This window comes from Sinorhizobium sp. CCBAU 05631 (assembly GCF_002288505.1).
Lineage (GTDB): Bacteria > Pseudomonadota > Alphaproteobacteria > Rhizobiales > Rhizobiaceae > Sinorhizobium > Sinorhizobium fredii_C.
The window spans coordinates 108641-125585 of record NZ_CP023065.1 but is presented as its reverse complement, the minus strand read 5'-3'; the positions used below and the strand labels follow the sequence as shown (position 1 = coordinate 125585).

General features: G+C 59.1%; 16 protein-coding genes. 10 read left to right on the top strand and 6 right to left on the bottom strand.

The annotated features are described in order from the left end of the window. Window positions 1-152: 152 nt before the first annotated feature. Together SS05631_RS27080 and SS05631_RS27075 are read left to right on the top strand one after the other, a co-directional pair. Window positions 153-896 carry a DeoR/GlpR family DNA-binding transcription regulator gene (locus SS05631_RS27080; RefSeq protein ID WP_240533547.1) on the top strand — a complete coding sequence of 248 codons (744 nt, stop codon included), beginning with the start codon at window positions 153-155 and terminating at the stop codon, window positions 894-896. Between the two features lie 243 nt (window positions 897-1139). Further along, window positions 1140-2227 (top strand): IS3 family transposase gene (locus tag SS05631_RS27075; RefSeq protein ID WP_095678167.1). Its coding sequence is split into 2 segments (ribosomal slippage): window positions 1140-1401 and window positions 1401-2227, totalling 1089 coding nucleotides; the frame shifts between segments, so codons are not numbered across the junction. Window positions 2228-2406: 179 nt separating this feature from the next. Here SS05631_RS27075 and SS05631_RS27070 read toward each other — a convergent pair. The 5 genes from SS05631_RS27070 to SS05631_RS27050 all read right to left on the bottom strand — a co-directional run bounded on the left by SS05631_RS27070 (window position 2407) and on the right by SS05631_RS27050 (window position 7216). Further along, window positions 2407-3228, bottom strand: coding sequence for a BtpA/SgcQ family protein (locus SS05631_RS27070; RefSeq protein ID WP_037426082.1), 822 nt, complete (start codon window positions 3226-3228; stop codon window positions 2407-2409). A gap of 157 nt (window positions 3229-3385) precedes the next feature. Beyond that, window positions 3386-4261 (bottom strand): alpha/beta hydrolase, encoded by an 876-nt coding sequence (locus SS05631_RS27065; protein ID WP_240533504.1) that lies wholly within the window; start codon window positions 4259-4261, stop codon window positions 3386-3388. 11 nt (window positions 4262-4272) lie between these two features. Further along, complete coding sequence (locus SS05631_RS27060) at window positions 4273-5385, bottom strand: Gfo/Idh/MocA family oxidoreductase (protein ID WP_037426100.1); 1113 nt, start codon at window positions 5383-5385, stop codon at window positions 4273-4275. Window positions 5386-5396: 11 nt separating this feature from the next. After that, window positions 5397-6200: a PIG-L family deacetylase gene (locus SS05631_RS27055; protein ID WP_037426079.1), complete on the bottom strand. Its 804-nt coding sequence runs from the start codon at window positions 6198-6200 to the stop codon at window positions 5397-5399. Then, the gene (locus tag SS05631_RS27050) at window positions 6200-7216 is read right to left on the bottom strand and encodes a sugar phosphate isomerase/epimerase (protein WP_244412382.1); all 1017 of its coding nucleotides are present in this window, start codon (window positions 7214-7216) and stop codon (window positions 6200-6202) included. The genes SS05631_RS27055 and SS05631_RS27050 overlap by 1 nt, the downstream gene beginning before the upstream one ends. Before the next feature lie 3 nt (window positions 7217-7219). Between SS05631_RS27050 and SS05631_RS27045 the strand changes: the two genes are divergently transcribed. The 8 genes from SS05631_RS27045 (at window position 7220) to SS05631_RS27010 (ending at window position 15734) form a co-directional block, all read left to right on the top strand. After that, window positions 7220-8077, top strand: a complete 858-nt coding sequence (locus tag SS05631_RS27045) for a DeoR/GlpR family DNA-binding transcription regulator (protein ID WP_037426073.1) — start codon at window positions 7220-7222, stop codon at window positions 8075-8077. A 96-nt stretch (window positions 8078-8173) separates the two neighbouring features. Beyond that, window positions 8174-9424: an ABC transporter substrate-binding protein gene (locus tag SS05631_RS27040; protein ID WP_037426070.1), complete on the top strand. Its 1251-nt coding sequence runs from the start codon at window positions 8174-8176 to the stop codon at window positions 9422-9424. A 95-nt stretch (window positions 9425-9519) separates the two neighbouring features. After that, entirely contained in the window at window positions 9520-10452 is a 933-nt protein-coding gene (locus SS05631_RS27035; RefSeq protein WP_037426098.1) for a sugar ABC transporter permease, read from the top strand. Next, on the top strand, window positions 10452-11291 hold the full coding sequence (locus tag SS05631_RS27030; RefSeq protein WP_037426067.1) for a carbohydrate ABC transporter permease: 840 nt from the start codon (window positions 10452-10454) through the stop codon (window positions 11289-11291). Before SS05631_RS27035 ends, SS05631_RS27030 begins: the two co-directional genes overlap by 1 nt. Window positions 11292-11309: 18 nt before the next feature. Beyond that, the gene (locus SS05631_RS27025) at window positions 11310-12323 is read left to right on the top strand and encodes an ABC transporter ATP-binding protein (RefSeq protein WP_037426064.1); all 1014 of its coding nucleotides are present in this window, start codon (window positions 11310-11312) and stop codon (window positions 12321-12323) included. Window positions 12324-12601: 278 nt separating this feature from the next. After that, on the top strand, window positions 12602-13834 hold the full coding sequence (locus tag SS05631_RS27020) for an extracellular solute-binding protein (protein ID WP_050988390.1): 1233 nt from the start codon (window positions 12602-12604) through the stop codon (window positions 13832-13834). A gap of 164 nt (window positions 13835-13998) precedes the next feature. Beyond that, window positions 13999-15003, top strand: a complete 1005-nt coding sequence (locus tag SS05631_RS27015) for an aminotransferase (protein WP_037426061.1) — start codon at window positions 13999-14001, stop codon at window positions 15001-15003. A gap of 173 nt (window positions 15004-15176) precedes the next feature. Then, the gene (locus SS05631_RS27010; RefSeq protein ID WP_037426059.1) at window positions 15177-15734 is read left to right on the top strand and encodes a glucose-6-phosphate isomerase family protein; all 558 of its coding nucleotides are present in this window, start codon (window positions 15177-15179) and stop codon (window positions 15732-15734) included. A gap of 276 nt (window positions 15735-16010) precedes the next feature. Here SS05631_RS27010 and SS05631_RS27005 read toward each other — a convergent pair whose 3' ends face one another. Further along, window positions 16011-16937, bottom strand: coding sequence for a carbohydrate kinase family protein (locus tag SS05631_RS27005; RefSeq protein ID WP_050988388.1), 927 nt, complete (start codon window positions 16935-16937; stop codon window positions 16011-16013). Window positions 16938-16945: the final 8 nt, after the last annotated feature.

Here is a 16945-nt window from a genome sequence, read left to right as displayed (position 1 = left end):
GCTCTAGGGTCTAACCCCCCGCGCAAGTTGCGGGGAAGAGCAGCAGTTGTCAGGGCAATCCCTTGCCAACAAAAGCTGTTCTCATTACACGTAATCGTGCAACTTAGGATTTAAGAAGGCAGATGACTAACGCATCCGAGAGGCGGCGCTTGATGGTCGAACGCGCGCACAAGACCGGCTACGTTCCCTCAAAAATGATTGAGGATGAGTTCGGTGTTGATAGCTCGACCGTACGACGTGACCTCGCTCGCCTGGAAGCTGACGGGCTTGTTATTCGCACGCAAGGAGGTTTTCTCCCGGCGGAGAGCAAGGAAAGCTTCGACTACCCTTATGAGCCCAGACGACAATTTCGATCAACAACTAAGAGTCATCTTGGCGAATACGCCGCTGGCTTGGTAAAGGATGGGCAGACTGTTCTAATCGACAGCGGCTCAACGACATGGCATGTGGCAAACAGCCTCAAATCCAAACGGAACCTAACTGTTATCACCAATGATCTGCAAATCGCCCTGCTTCTCTCGGAGTCCAGTAACATCAATCTGCACGTAACAGGCGGCGTCCAGGTCGACAGCGTATTCACGCTCGTTGCTCCAAACACTGTCGACTACATCAACAGAATTCATGTCGACATCGCGTTCATAGGAGCCGAAGCAGTGGATGCGGAGCTCGGTGTTAGCAACGTCAATGTTATTGAGGTTCCCGTCAAGCAGGCAATGATAAGGGCGGCCGACTGTGCCGTTCTCGTTGCCGACAGTTCGAAATTGGGGAAGAGGTCGTTCGCCAGAGTCTGCGGGATCGATGAATTCACGGCAATTGTGACCGACGGGCGCGTGGCGCCTGAACAGCGGAAGGCATTCGGTCAGAAGCTGAAGATCGTTGAGGTCAACTGCCGGTGACTCTTCGACTTGGACCGAACTCACCACCCTCCCGCGCCATTTGCCACTAATGAGACCTGTGCGCGGGTAGGTCTTCTAACTCAATTTGCTGTATTTTTCTCCGGATTGAGGAAAATATGCGGTTGCGGGACGTCCGCCTTGAGACGGCGGCCGATGGGATGGCATGTTGTTTCGGTAATCCTCCCCGCGAATAAGGGGCTTCAAAAGTAGAATTTTCTCGGCAAGATGCTCGAGGAGATTTTGATGAAGAAGAGCCGATTTAGCGAAGCCCAGATCATGGCGGTATTGCGCCAGGCGGAGGGCGGGATGCCTGTTCCCGACCTGTGCCGCGAACATGGCATCAGCACCGCCTCGTTTTACAAGTGGCGTGCGAAGTATGGCGGGATGGACGCTTCCATGATGAGCCAGATGAAGGCGCTGGAAGAAGAGAACCGCCGCCTGAAACGGATGTATGCCGATTTGAGCATGCAAGCCGATCTGCTAAAGGAGGCTCTTGGAAAAAAATGACGCGGCCATCTCAGCGCCGGGAGCTGGCCGAGAAAGCAGTGGCGCAACGCGGTGTGAGTGTCGCGCTGGCATGCCGGACGTTTGGCGTCAGCGAAAGCTGTTACCGGTATAGCCCGCAACGCAATGCCGACAACGAGCAGATCGCCGACCTGTTGCTTGGGCTTGTGAAGGTAAAGAAGACGTGGGGTTTTGGCCTCTGCTTCCTCCACCTGCGCAATGTTCAGGGGCATCGCTGGAACCACAAGCGGGTCTACCGCATCTACCGGGAGCTTGAGCTGAATCTGCGGATCAAGCCTCGTCGGCGGCTGAAGCGCGAGAAGCCGGATGAACTGGCGGTGCCGGATGCGCCGAACATGGTCTGGTCGATGGATTTCATGGCCGACCGTCTCGCAGACGGTCGGCAATTCAGGCTGCTGAACGTGTTGGACGACTTCAACCGCGAGGGCTTGGGCATTGAGGTCGACTTCTCGCTACCCGCCGAACGGGTTGTGCGCAGTCTCAACCAGATCATCGAATGGCGGGGCAAGCCGCTGGCGATCAGGGTTGATAACGGCCCGGAATACGTCAGCGGCACGCTCATGGAATGGGCCGAAACACGGGGAATAGCCCTGAATTACATTCAGCCAGGCAAGCCGCAACAGAACGCCTATGTCGAACGCTACAATCGAACCGTTCGGCATGAATGGCTTGATCTCTATATTTTTGACAGCATAACGGAGGTGCAGGAGATCGCCACAGAGTGGCTTTGGACTTACAATCATGAACGCCCCAACATGGGCATTGGCGGCGTCACACCCGCCCAGAAACTGAAAATGGCCGCGTGAATTCTACAGTCAAACCCCGTTAAAACGGGGAGGATTACCTTTCGTCGTCTATCCGGCGGCGGCAACGATCTTCAAACTTCGCTTCATGTTGTAGGCGATGGCGGTGAGGCGGATCGGCGCAGCGCCGATCATGCCTTGGCAAGAGCCGCAACATGATCGGGCTAAACGGCAGGATAAGGCTATGCGGCCTCGGTGACCCCATGTCGGATCGACTTTACCTTATCCATGAACGCCTTCACCCGCGCAGGATCGACCGCGTTTTCGAACTCGCCGTCGACTTTGAAGGTGGAGCCCACTACCGCGCCATCCGACACGGAAAGCTGCCGCTCGACGTTCTCGAGGCGGCAACCCGTGTTGCAGAATACCACGGTGTTTGGAACTGCGCTTTTCACGCTGGACAGGATCTGCGTGTCGGTCTCGGCGCCGGCGGTGAGACCGGAAACGCAAAGTGCGTCAGGACGATTATTGAAGACGGTGGAGCGGGCGATATCGACGATATTGCGATCGCCGAGATATGAGGCGGCTTCGGGAACGATGTTGTAGAGGAGTCTCAAATTGGGAGCGAGGCGCATCTTGTGGCGGACTGTCTCACCGACATTTGTGTTCCACAAGCCGAAGTCGCTCGCATAGACGCCGCTGATGATTTCGCGAATGAACACGGCGCCCGTCGCGGCCGCGAGATCGATGGAGGCGATCGGATCCCAGAGCACGTTCACCCCGAACGGCACCTTGACCGATGGCATCAGTTCGCCAATCACCCGGGCCATGGCGGCCGTCGTCTCCGGACGCACCTTCGTCAGGTACGGAAGGCTGAACTCATTGGAGAACATGACGGCATCGACACCGCCGTCCTGCAGGTGCGTTAGATCGGCGAATGCCTTGTCGATGACCTTCTTCATGCCGCCGGCTGTGTCAAAGGCCGGGTCGCCAGGGAGCGCCTGGAAGTGGCACATCGCAATGATGGGTTTGTCAACGTTGAAGGTTTCTTTGAGCCATTGCATCGGTCTATCCCTTTCGTGCTGTCAGGCTGATGATTGATCTTTGGCGTGACGGTGCCATCCGACGTGGCACGACTTGTTTGATCGCAAGCCACCGTATTCGCCCGGGCGAGGCTGGGTCGTGAACGACCGGACCGTTCGCCGCGTGCAAGCGCCGCGGTCAACCACCGGTCGGTGCCATGTCTTGAGGGCCGCTTGCCGCCTTGCTGTCCATCCCGGAAAGAAAACCTGCAATGAGCTCAGCCGTCCGGTCGTAGTAGTTGGGAATGGCGAGCGTGTCGTCCTTGCGGGGCGCCTTCTCGAACCGCGAACCAGGGATCGCGCGATGAAACCGTTCGGCGAGTGCGACAGGGTGGATATCATCGGCTTCCACGCCGACGACGAGCGTCGGGACCTTGATGCTCGCCAGTTGCGCGGGCGAAAACTCAAACCCGTCGCTGGCGATATCCGTCAGCATTTTGCCGAGCCATCGCGGCTGGTGACCTCCAAGATAGTCGATCAGGGTGTCGTAGTTGTCGGGGCTCGATTGCCTGATCTCAGTGGCGAGATCACTTGCCAGAAAGGCCTCGATTGCTTGCCTTGGGGGGTACCGCTGCAGAAGGTCACCGACGAAGCGTATCGACTCAAGATTGGCAGGAGACTTGCTCAGAAACCATGCCGGTCGAACCAGGATGAGGCCGCGGACACGCAACGGGTTCCGGATGGCCAGCGCGAGCGCCAAGGCCGCCCCCATCGAGATGCCGCCGGCCACGAAACCGTGAGGAAATCGTTCGACCGAATATGCGTCGATGTCCTTGTAGAACGTCTCGAGCGAAAACGCCGCTGGCTCCGGGCAGCTTGACGCGCCATGCTCGGCGCACTCGATCGTCGTGAGATCAAACCTTTCGTCCTGCGGAAAGATGCGGGCCACCTGTGAGGCATCTCCCCCGAGCCCGTGCTGGAACAGCACGGGCAGGCCACCATTGCCGCGCTCGATGACATTGAGGCGCGTGCCGCTCGCAGATTGGATAAGACTGCTGCTTTTCAACTTTGGCACCTTTCAGCCACCTAGAGATCGATGTGGCGCCGCGTGCGGATGCTCTGATCCGCGGCGAGCACAACGCGAAGACTGTCCACGGCCGCGTCAAGATCGGGCCTATCGACGGCGCCGGAGCGGATAGCGTCGAGGAAAGCTCGCTGCTCCAGTTCACAGAGTGCATCGTGGTCAGGCTCATTAGCCATCCTGATGATCTCATCGGCGTGCTTCAGCGAGTTGTCCGGGTTGAGTTCGGAATGATGGACCCGCAGCGCACTGGTCTTGACGTGGTTGAGAATGTCCGAGGATGCAGTCGTCCATGCGCCTTCCCCGGCGGCGTCACCCTGTTCACTCATCGTAATGCTGACCGCGCCCTTGGGGCCGACGACGTCTTTGACGAAGTAGGCAACCTCGCTCATCATCGGACCCCAGCCGACCTCATACCATCCGATTGAACCGTCATCGAAGGTCACCTGAAGCTGGCCATAATTGTACTGGTCCTCGGCGATCTCATCCGAGAGCCGCGCTCCGATGCCATGGACACGGACCGGCTTTGCTCCCGTGAGCTCGCACATCACGTCGATATAATGGACCCCGCAGTCGACGACTGGAGGCAGGGACTTCATCAGGTTCTTGTGCCAGGTCCAGGAATCGCCGATCGACTGCTGATTGATGTTCATCCGCATGACGAGCGGCTTGCCGAGTTCTTTCCCGCGGCGGATGAGTTCGCGCCAGGACGGGTGTACCCTGAGAATATAGCCGATGTAGAGGGTGCGCTGCGTCTCTCTCGCGACCTGAACCATGTGCTGCGCTTCTTCGACACTCCGGGCCATCGGCTTTTCGACGAAGACATGGGCGCCGGCTCGCATCGCCTTGATCGCGAATTCGGCATGGGTGTCGGGATAGGTGCTGATGATTACAGCCTCTGGCTTGAGCGCGGTCAGAGCTTCATCGAAGTCGTTGAAGCGGGCTGCGGAAGCCAACTCGGAGGGCAGGTCCGTGGTGAGCACGGAGCGGCTGCAGATCCCCACGAGCTCGAAACCGTCGATGCGGGTAATGGCCTGGGCATGCGATATTCCCATATGCCCCATCCCGACCGCCAGCACTCGCAGCGAAGCCGACCGCTTGCTGCGGTCGTGCTTCATCGGGGCGTTTTTCAGTGTGTGGCCGGCGTCGTTGGTGTCCATATTCTCTCCCTCCCGGAACAGGCTTCGTATCGTTTGGCATGCCGCCGCATCACCTCGACCAGTGCGGGGTCACCGCCAAAGATCTCCGGGACCTGGCTCGGATAAAGGCGGGCTGCGTCGATACGCGCCGTCAAATCGACATCGACGAATTCTGGTGTTGGCTCTTGCCAGCCTGAAAGCTCCAGACCGCGTTCGACCGATATCGGGTGCTCGGCCGGGAATTCGCCCAGGAGATACGGAAATTCTTCGTAGAGACGCAGCGGCATTTTGCCGAGGCAGACCTCTTGGACAGCCTTTACCAGACTGAGGTGATCCACATGCCGGCCGATGCCGACCGGCGCGTAGATTATGGCGGGTCGCTCCTCGCCGATGATCTCGTCGAGCTTGCGGGCAATCGCGTCGACATTGGGTTTATCCTCAAGTTTCAATCCCGCGAACAATTCCGGAATGTCCCCGTAGATGGGCTCTCCGTCCTCATTCTTACGGTAGATGGCGTCGAGGAATCCTTCGTGCCGGCAACGCGCCCCGAGGAATGCCGCGACGCGCTGATCCTCCTCGCGCCGGATCGCGTAGGGTCGATCGCCGCGGTTCCAAACGCCGTGAAACCGCCGGCCGAGCGGCGTGAGGGCTCCGGCCGCATCGCCGGTGATGAAGGTTGAAATGACGACATCATCACTAGCACTCGTCAGTTTCTTGATCAGCCCTGCGCAGCTGAACGGCACATCGTCGAGATGGGGTGAAAGGAACAGGTGACGTGAGCCCGCGCTTGCCATCAGCGGACCGATCCTTTGGACGGAAGAAGTTCGCGAAGGAACTTAGCGGTCGAGGCCGCCTCGCTCTCGTCGAACCCGTGCGCGATGATCGGGCCTGAGAAGCCTCCGCGGAGGAAGAGATTGAGCAGCCGCTCGAAATTGATAAAACCGTTGCCCGGGGCACAGGGATTGCCGTCATTGCGCATGTCCTGCGCATGGACGATCGACGTTGAGTCGGCCAGAAGATCGTATGCGCGCAGCAGGGTGTCCGAAGCATGTTCGCGCGTGCTCCAATCGACCAGATTGAAGGGATCGAAGACGATTTTCACCCGATCGCTGCGGACTTCGTCCAGCAATCTTCGTGCGGCCTGCGCTGATGAAATGACATTCGACGGCTCTGGCTCAACGCCGAGTAGGACATCGTGAGCTTCGGCAATTTCGAGCAACCGGTCGAGCTCGGCGCGGAAGTCGCGCCAGGCGCCCTTGCCGGCGTTGTCGGGATGGGATTTCCACTTGTCGGCAGCATGCCGGGTGCCGGTACACAGCGTGATGGTTGAATAGCCAAGCGCCTTGCTGGCTTCGGCGAGCACGCGAAAGCCGCGCCGGCCCTGCTCGACGACATCAGGGTCGGGGGCAATCATGTTGTAGGTGCCGGAAACCACCGGAACCCCCACGCGACTTGCCTCGAAGTCGCGCTTAACGGCGTCCAGACGCGCGTGGTCCAGCTCTTCGGGCAGAGTCTCGAGCCCGATGCTCGCCATATTGAACTGCGTGCAATCATAGCCGGCCAGCGCAATGGCATCGGCGAGCTTGGCGCTTGTCTTGCGATCGAATGTCTTGGCGAAGATTCCCAGCTCTAACAATTTTGAGATCCGATTTCGGGAAACCCGCCCGAGGTTCGAGGAACAGATATCGGGCGACAGTTTCCGATGTTTCGTGTGGCGAGCCTCGCCTGAGGGCTTGTCAGGCTCTACGAGGCTCAGCGGCTTCTGATGTGGCCGAATGACCACTTGACAAGGACTAACACAGTCGAACATATTATGACAATACCGAACATCAACGAACACGGTGAAAACATAGCTGAGACCGAAGCGCAGGACCAGGGTACATCTCAGAACTCCTCGGGCCGGCATCTTCAGACGGCGCGCCAGAGGGCATTGCTTGCGATGGTGAAGTCGCGCGAGTTTATCACCGTTGCCGAGATGGCGGCGCGCTTCGGCGTCTCCGAGATGACGATCCGGCGCGACCTCAAGGCGCTTGAAAAGGATGGCAGCCTGGAGCGCGCCCACGGCGGGGCGGTTCTTCCGGAGGCCGCACCGCTTGGCGCCGAGCAGCCGTTTCGGGATCGCCAGGTCAGAAACCTCGACGAAAAGCGAAAAATCGTCTCGGCCGCGGCTCGCCTGATCCGCCAGCATGAAACGATCGGACTGGATGTCGGCACCACCACGCTGATGCTGGCAAAGGAAATTGTCGGCTTCCCGAACCTTCGTGCGGCGACCAACAGCCTGCGTGTCGCCATGACACTCGCCGACAGCCTTGTCCCGGTGTTCGTGCCGACCGGCCAGGTCCGCCCGCTCGAGATGTCGATCACGGGGGTGCGAGCGGTCCGGGAGCTTGCCAATTACCGCTTCGACAAAACGTTTCTGGGCCTGTCGGCAATCGATGAGACCGGCCTCTATGACTTTTCGATCGAGGATACCGAAGTCAAGCAGGCCTTCGTCGCCCAATCCAACCAGGTGATCGCGCTCATCGACAGCAGCAAGTTCGCCAAGACGTCGACGGTCCGCCTCGGCGGTCTCGACATGCTTGACGTCCTGGTCACCGACGCGGCTCCGCCGCCGGCTCTGGCTCGCGCTCTGAAGGACGCAAAGGTCGAACTGGTCATTGCTGGGGACTGAACGGCGCTGAGAGGCGCATAGCGCAGACGGGCCCGAAGATCGGCAGCTCCGGAACGCGACAACTTTCGAAAAGCAATCACAAAAGAGGGAACGACAATGAGAAACCTGTTCTTGGCATGCCTTGCTGCAACGGCCTTTTGCTCCAGCATGGCGCGCGCGGAAATCACGACGCTGACCATCGAAAGCTGGCGCACGGACGATATTGCGATCTGGCAGGACAAAATCATTCCGGCGTTCGAGAAGGCGCATCCCGGGATCACGGTCCGCTTTTCGCCGACCGCACCGACAGAATACAATGCGGCACTGAATGCAAAGCTGGATGCGGGCTCCGCAGGCGACCTCATAACCTGCCGTCCGTTCGATGCTTCACTTGCGCTCTACGACAAGCAACGGCTTGTGTCCCTAAACGATCTTCCCGGAATTGGCGACTTTTCGCCTGTCGCGAAGGCCGCCTGGACCACCGACGACGGCAAGACCACATTCTGCGTCCCGATGGCTTCCGTTATTCACGGGTTCATCTACAACGCGGACATCTTCTCCGAGCTCGGCCTGAGAGCGCCCAAGACGAACGATGAGTTCTTCAAGCTTCTCGAGGCCATCAAGGATGATGGCCGATTTGTGCCGATGGCGCTGGGCACCGTCGATCAAAGGGAGGCCGCGACGATGGGCTACCAGAACATCGGCCCGACATACTGGAAGGGCGAAGAGGGCCGGCTCGCGCTTGTCGGCGGCAAGCAGAAACTGACCGACGAGGGTTGGGCCGAGCCGTATCGTGTTCTTAAGCGCTGGAACGACTATCTTGGTGATGGCTACAAGGCGCAGACTTACCCGGACAGCCAAAACCTGTTCACACTTGGTCGTGCGGCAATCTTTCCGGCTGGGTCCTGGGAAATCGGCCTGTTCTCGCAACAGGCGCAGTTCAAGCTCGGCGCCTTCCCGCCGCCGGTCGCGTCCGCCGGCGACACCTGCTACATTTCCGATCATCCAGACATTGGTCTTGGCCTGAACGCCGCCTCGAAAAACGCCGAAGCCGCGCGAACCTTCCTGAGCTGGGTAGCGTCAGAGGAGTTCGCGACCCTCTATTCCAATGCACTGCCGGGCTTCTTCGCGCTCTCCAACCATCCGGTCAAACTCGATAACGCGCTTGCCAAGACATTCCTCTCATGGCGGGCTGCCTGCCATTCGACCATTCGCTCGACCTACGCAATCCTCTCGCGCGGCACGCCGAACCTCGAAAATGAAACCTGGAACGCGTCCGCCAACGTCATGAATGGCGTGGAGACCCCGGAAGCGGCAGCCAAGCGCCTGCAGGATGGTCTCGACAGCTGGTACAAGCCCGCCAAGTAAATGGTTCGCCGCAAGAGACTGGGCGCTGCGCATGAAGACGCGCGGCGCTTCGGCCCATCCGTGTGATGCTCACCAAAACGGAGCTTGTGCGCATAATGTCCTCTGCAAAGTTCAATCGTCCGCCATCGACCAGATGGCACATCCTGGTATTTCTCACGCCAGCGCTTTTAATCTACACCGCCCTGATGGTTATCCCATTGGCGTCGACGCTCAAGCAGTCCCTCTACAACCGGGTAGACGACACGCTCACCTTTGTCGGGTTCAGCAATTTCAGCAAGCTTCTGTTTGACCCGATCTGGGCCACCGGTTTCTGGAATGCACTGTCGAACAATCTCGTATTCTTCGTCATCCACATGGCGCTGCAGAACCCGATCGGCATCGCCTTGGCGGCGTTGCTGGCCAATCCGAAGCTCAGGCTGGCCCGCTTCTATCGCACCGCAATCTTCGTGCCGACTATTCTGTCCTTTGTCATCGTCGGTTTTGTCTGGAAGCTTATTCTATCTCCCCTGTGGGGCGTCGCGCCCTCGATGTTGAAGGCCATCGGCCTTGGCTGGCTCTTTGCCCCGTGGCTTGGACGGGAAGACAGCGCGCTTATCGCATTGTCGCTCATCTCGGTTTGGCAGTTCGTGGGCATGCCGATGATTCTCATCTATGCCGCTCTGCTGTCGATCCCCGACGAGGTGCTGGAGGCCGCGGAGTGCGACGGCATTGTTGGGTGGAGCCAGTTCTTCAAGATCAAGCTGCCCTTGATCCTGCCAACCATCGGTATCGCCTCCATCCTGACCTTCGTCGGCAACTTCAACGCATTCGACCTGGTCTATGTAAGCCAGGGCGCGCAGGCGGGCCCGAACTATTCCACCGATCTTCTCGGAACGTTCCTCTATCGCACCTTCTTCGGTTTCCAGCTCCAACTCGGAGACACCTACATGGGGGCGACGATCGCATCGATGATGTTCCTGCTCATCCTGTTCGGTGTCTGCACCTATCTCTTCTTCGTGCAGCGCCGTCTGCAAAGGTACCAGTTCTGATGTCGCGACCCCCATCAAGCCTCATCCGTGGGATCGGCGCTCATATCGCGCTCGCCGGCTATACCGCCATTGCGCTCTTTCCGGTGGCGGTCATCGTCATCAACGCTTTCAAGAGCCGGGCTGCGATTTTCAGTGAGCCGCTCATGCCGCCGACGGCAAAGAGTTTTTCTCTGATTGGCTTCGAGACGATCTCATCGCGTGGAGATTTTCTTTCCTACTTCGTCAATTCGGCAACTGTCACCGGGGTTTCGCTCGCATTGATCCTGTTGTTCGGCGCGATGGCGGCTTTCGCTCTTTCCGAATACCGGTTCCGCGGCAATGCGCTTATCGCTCTTTACGTCGCGCTCGGGATCATGATTCCGATCCGACTCGGAACCGTGGCTATTCTGCAGATGATGGTGAATGGGGGGCTCGTCAACAATCTCCTCGCGCTGATCCTCGTGTACACGGCACAGGGATTGCCGCTGTCGGTCTTTATCCTCACCGAGTTCATGCGACAGATCTCTGCGGATCTGAAGGACGCCGGGCGGATCGACGGCCTGTCGGAGTACAAGATCTTCTTCACGCTCGTCCTGCCCCTGGTGCGGCCAGCGATCGCGACGGTCGCGGTGTTCACGATGATACCGATCTGGAATGATCTCTGGTTTCCGCTGATCCTCGCTCCAGCCGAGCAGACCAAGACGATCACCCTTGGCGCTCAGGTGTTTATCGGCCAGTTCGTGACGGACTGGAATGCCGTCCTGGCCGCTTTGACGCTCGCCATCGTTCCGGTCCTCATCCTCTATCTTCTCTTCTCTCGCCAACTTGTGCGCGGTCTGACCGCCGGCGCCGTCAAGTAGCGCTCGAAAGGTACTGTCATGACCGCACCAGAGTTTGCCCTCAAGATTGAGGGCCTGAACAAGACTTTCGGCGATTTCCACGCGCTCGATAACATCAACCTGGAGATCAAACCGGGCGAATTCGTCGTCTTTGTCGGGCCGTCGGGCTGTGGCAAGTCGACGCTGCTGCGCATCATCGCCGGACTCGAACATGCTTCCAATGGCGACATCACCATCGCCGGCCGGCGGGCCAACGACGTCGAACCGTCGAAGCGTGACATAGCAATGGTGTTCCAATCCTATGCGCTCTACCCGCATCTCGATGTAAGGGGAAACCTGTCGCTGGGACTGAAGCAGGCAAAGAAGCCCCGCCCGTTCATTGAGGCGCAGGTGCTCAAGGCTGCAAAGATGCTGGCGCTCGAGGAGCTCCTGCGTCGGCGCCCGTCGGAACTCTCAGGCGGCCAGCGTCAGCGCGTCGCGATCGGCCGGGCGCTCGTGCGGGAACCACAGCTGTTCCTGCTCGATGAACCTCTGTCCAATCTCGATGCGGCGTTGCGGGCCAACACAAGGCTGGAGATCGCCCGGCTGCACCGGCAGACGGGCAAGACGATGATCTATGTGACGCATGACCAGATCGAGGCCATGACACTGGCCGACAAGATCGTGGTGATGAACAAGGGCAGAATAGAGCAGATCGGATCGCCCATGGAACTTTACCGGCGCCCCCTGAATACGTTCGTTGCCAGCTTCATCGGCTCTCCGCAAATGAACCTCGTTCCCGGATCGAAGATCGGATTGAAGGACGTGAGCCTCGTCGGAATCAGACCGGAACATCTGACAATCAGCGCAGATGATGGCCCTATCCAGGGAGCCGTCAGCCATGTCGAACATCTCGGCGCGGACGCCAACGTCTACGTCGATGTCGCCGATATAGGTCTGATCGTTGCGCGGGTCGCGGGCGATGTCGAGGCAAGACCGGGTGAGACAATCCGGTTCGACATGCGGCCGGACCTGGTCCATTACTTCGACGAACAGGCGCGGCGGATCAATTAGAGACCACATTCTTCCGGGCCCCTCGGAAAAGTTATTGCACGAATTCGTGCGCTTCCCCGTGCAGGCGCGCGACTACCTACAACCGATGTGGGGTCGTGCAGGCGCTTCGCAATCGATTCCTGGCCATTTCACACCTTTTCCGGCCTCACATAATGCGCGATATCGCGCATTATGTGACTTGACTGCACGTCTATGTGCATATTTGATGGAACGGTTGAAAACGCTCGGCGGTGGACCGGTCACCCGTGTTCACGGCTGAATAACCGGGGAGCAATCCAATGAAACGACTACTCGCCTGGGCCATGATGCTGACTGGCGTCATGGCCACTCAAGTGTCGGCGGCCGATGTGAAGCTGAAAGCACTCTTCATCGCGCAGGCCGCTTACAACGAGCAATCCGTTCGGGAGATGACCGACGAATTCCAGAAGCAGAATCCGAGCATCTCGGTCGACTTGGAATTCGTTCCCTATGAGGGACTTCACGACAAGATTGTTCTCGCCCAGGGGTCGGGCGACGGCTACGATGCGGTGCTGTTCGACGTGATCTGGCCTGCGGAATTTGCCGTCAACGATATTCTCGTCGATGTCACCGATCGAATTACGCCCGAGATGAATGCAGGCGTGCTCCCCGGAGCCTGGACCACTGTCGAGTACAAGGGGCAGCGCTACGGCATGCCGTGGGTTCTCGACACCAAGTATCTTTTTTACAACAAGGAGATGTTGGCCAAGGCGGGGTTCGACACGCCTCCAAAAACCTGGGCAGAGCTCATGAACCAGGCAAAGGCCATCAAGGAGAAGGGGATTGTCCAGCATCCAATCGTGTGGAGCTGGGCGCAGGCGGAAGCGGTCATCTGCGATTATGGCACTCTGCTTTCTGCCTTTGGTGGCAAATTCCTCGATGAAAAGGGTGCACCTGCGTTTCAGAGTGACGGTGGCCTCAAGGCACTGGACTACATGGCCGCCTCGATCAAGGACGGCGCGACCAACCCGAACTCCCGCGAATATCTGGAAGAAGACGTACGCCGCGTCTTCCAGGACGGTGAGGCCGCTTTCGCGCTGAATTGGACCTACATGTTCAACCTCGCGAACGACCCGAAGCAGAGCAAGGTTGCCGGCAAGGTCGGCGTTGTTGCCGCCCCAGGCGTTGAGGGAATTAGCACAGCATCGGCGGTTAACGGTTCGATGGGTCTCGGCATCACCAAGTCGAGCCAGCACCCGGAAGAGACCTGGAAATACATCACCTTCCTCACCTCGCAACCGACCCAGAACAAATTCGCCAAGCTCAGCCTTCCGATCTGGGCGAGTTCGTACGACGACCCCGCCGTTGTTGAGGGTCAGCAGGAGATGGTGGCGGCAGCAAAGATCGGCCTGCCCTTGATGTATCCGCGACCGGCGGCTGTCAAATATCAGGAACTTTCGCTGCTTCTACAGGTGGCGATACAGAGAGCGCTCTTCGATCAAGCCTCTCCGGACGAGGCGCTGATTGAGGCGGCAAGTTCATATCAACCCTGAAGACTTGGCGGGGCGGCAGAGCCCGCCCCGCTGCAAGTCCCGGCCCTGCTTCGCAATCAGCTTCGTTTCTCGTCCCCGCCGAGCGACCATAGGGCAGAACTCTTCAAAAAATCGGCCGCTCCATCGCACGGCAGGCCCCCGCATTCTCCACCAAGGATACAATCATGAATGAATTGACCGGGCGTCAGGCAATCGAATCCGAAATGGCGCGCCAAAAAAGCGACGCCCTCGCCTCCTTCGAGGCCGCAAAAGCGGCGGCAGCGGACATTGCATCTTCAATCCAGGTCACAGGTCAGTTGGCGCTGCTTGGAATGGGTGGCTCCCACTGTGTCGGCCGAACCGTCGAGCCAATCTACCGAACATTGGGGATCGACGCGGTGGCTCAGACTTTCTCAGAGCAACTGGACTCTGGGCGGCCGCTGAAGGGCAAGACTGTCATCGCGACCTCCCAATCGGGCGAAAGTGCCGAAGCCGTCAGGTGGCTGAATGAGGCAGTCGAACGAGAGCACTGCTTCGGCATGACAATGGAGGGGAACTCCACCCTCGCCAGAGGGGTTCCCTCTCTGATTGGCTGCGGCGGTTCCGAGATCGCGGTTGCGGCGACGCGTAGTTTCACGATCGCCTTCGCCCAGCACCTGGCTGTTCTGGCGGAACTCGGGGTTGATCCCACACAGGCGCTTGCGGCGCTGGCCAGAACACACTCGGTGTCTCTTGACGATGCGCTCGACCACCTCGACAATGTGTCCGCGGTGATCACTTGCGGACGCAGATTGCGCGGTCTCGCAGAAGGATTGGCGCTCGGAATTGCCGAACTCGCGAGACTGCCGTCCTTTTCGGTCGAAGGCGGTCAGATGCGCCACGGTCCGCTGGAAATGCTGGGAGCCGATCGCGGGGTCGTGCTTCTTCGATCCTCTGAACTTGGCGGGGAACGTTTTGAAGGACTGGTGTCGGCCATTCGCAAAGGCAGTTCCCCTGTCGTGGTGTTCGATAGTTCTGGGGCTGATCCCATACCAGATGCCGTCACCGTCCGGCTGCCCAGGAGTTCCGACATGGCGGCGGTCTTCACCCTTTTGCCGGTTCTTCAGCGCTTCATGCTGGAGTTCGGTAGAAAGCATGTGCCGAATGTTGGCACCCCCATGCACATCGCCAAGGTCACACGCGTCGAATAGGGAACTCATCGCCGCGAAACGCCTTCGGCGATGTAGCGGGATGGTAGATACAGCCTCCACCAGGTTCACGATCAGCTCCCGCGGCCAGGAGAGCGCAATTGCCGCAACCGGCGCCGCCGCTGGCAGCTTTCGGCTATGCCGGCAAGAGATTATGACTGCCGCAAGGACTTCAGATGATCATCCCGGAGAATGTCTTGATCGACGCCGTGACGGGCACCGTCGCAACGGAAACCGAACGTTACGAGAAGCGGGTCTCCGATCTCAGGCAGGTCTTTGCCGACAGAGAAGCTGTGGAGCGAATGGTTGCCGAAAAAGGAAATCCCCTCGTCTACCAGGTGCGAGCCTACAGGAAAGAGGGATGCGATCTCTGGTTCGGCACGACGACGATCGAGCCGGGTCGGGTTGGGAGCGAATACTTCATGACGCGCGGACATTTTCATAAGAGGCGTGATATGGGGGAGGTCTATTATACGCAAGCTGGCAACGGCTTGCTTCTCTTGCAGTCGCGCGACAGCCAAATCGAGACGCTGGAGATGAGGCCCGGCGTTTGCTCGTCCATCCCTCCTGATTGGGCACACCGCTCGATCAATGTCGGTGATGAACCGCTCGTCTTCTTCTGGATCTGCAACGTCGAAGCCGGCAACGACTATGCCGACATTGTGCAAAAGGGAATGTTGAAGCGGGTCGTCGTTGGTAATTCGGGTCCTCAGCTGATCGTCAACCGGTCGTGAAACATCGGCTGGTTGACATCGGTGCCGCGATTGGCCGGGCCCGCCTCGGCTACCCCCTTTTCATGAGCGTGCCGGGCTCAGCTGCTCTCCTGTCGCATTAAGCACCCTTCTATTGCACCGATTTTTGGAGCGACACTTTTGCTGCTGGCCTTCCACACCGGATTTATGGTGTGGCCAGTTTCACGCGCACCGCCGTCAATGGGTGTTGTCGCTTTCGGTCGCGCCTTCTCTGTGGCCCGGATGCGGCGAGTTGCCAAATACGGAGGCAGGCAACCTTCAGACCAACGCCAGCGCCTCCTTCGGTGACAGGATTCGCGACTCTTTCGGCTTTCTGAGGACCGCGGTGGCGACCCGGCTCCCCAGTCGCGCTGCTTCCGACCAATCCATGCCGCTTGCCAGTCCAAACAGCAGCCCGGCATTGAAACTGTCGCCGGCGCCCGTCGTGTCCGCGGACGGAACCGGCTCAATGGCATGACGGAAGAACTCTCCGTTTGGTCCCACGCCCGCACATCCGTCCTTGCCGAGCTTGGCAATAAGCCAGCCGCCACACAGCTTGCTGACATGCTCCAATGCGTCGTCGATATTGCTCAGGTCGGCGATTGCCAGCAGTTCCTGGGCATTGGGAACGAAGCAGTCGACGACCGGGAGATAGGACTTCAAATCCGCCACGACGGCCGGGGACCATCCGAATGGATCGGATCCCGGATCAAAGAAGCTGAGCGAGCCGCGAGATTTGATCCGATCGAGTTGTCGCAGCGTGCTTGCCTGAAGCGCAGGCATGGTGAAGTAGCCGGTGAGGAGCACAAGGTCGGCCCCGTAGGCTGCGGGGTCAATATCGTCAAACGAAAAATGCTCCAGGTGGCCGCGCGCCGATATGAAGCTTCGGTCCTTGGCATCGGACTCGAATGCAAGCGAGATCGTCGTCGGGAGTCTTGACACGATTTTCAGGTACGAGAGATCGACGCCAGCCTCTGCAAGGCCGGTTTTCACCGCACGGCCGACGACGTCATCTCCGATCGTCGCGTGGAGTTGCACGGGCGCACCCATCGAGGCCAGGACGGCTGCTGTCGTTCCGGCGGCTCCGCCGGTGCGGAAGCAGACCGTTTCGACCAGCACCTCCATGCCGGGCTCGGGCCACGCATCGACGGCTCTCGAGACAATATCGGCAGCGACATTGCCGATCACGGATATTGTTTTCAGCATGGATGCGT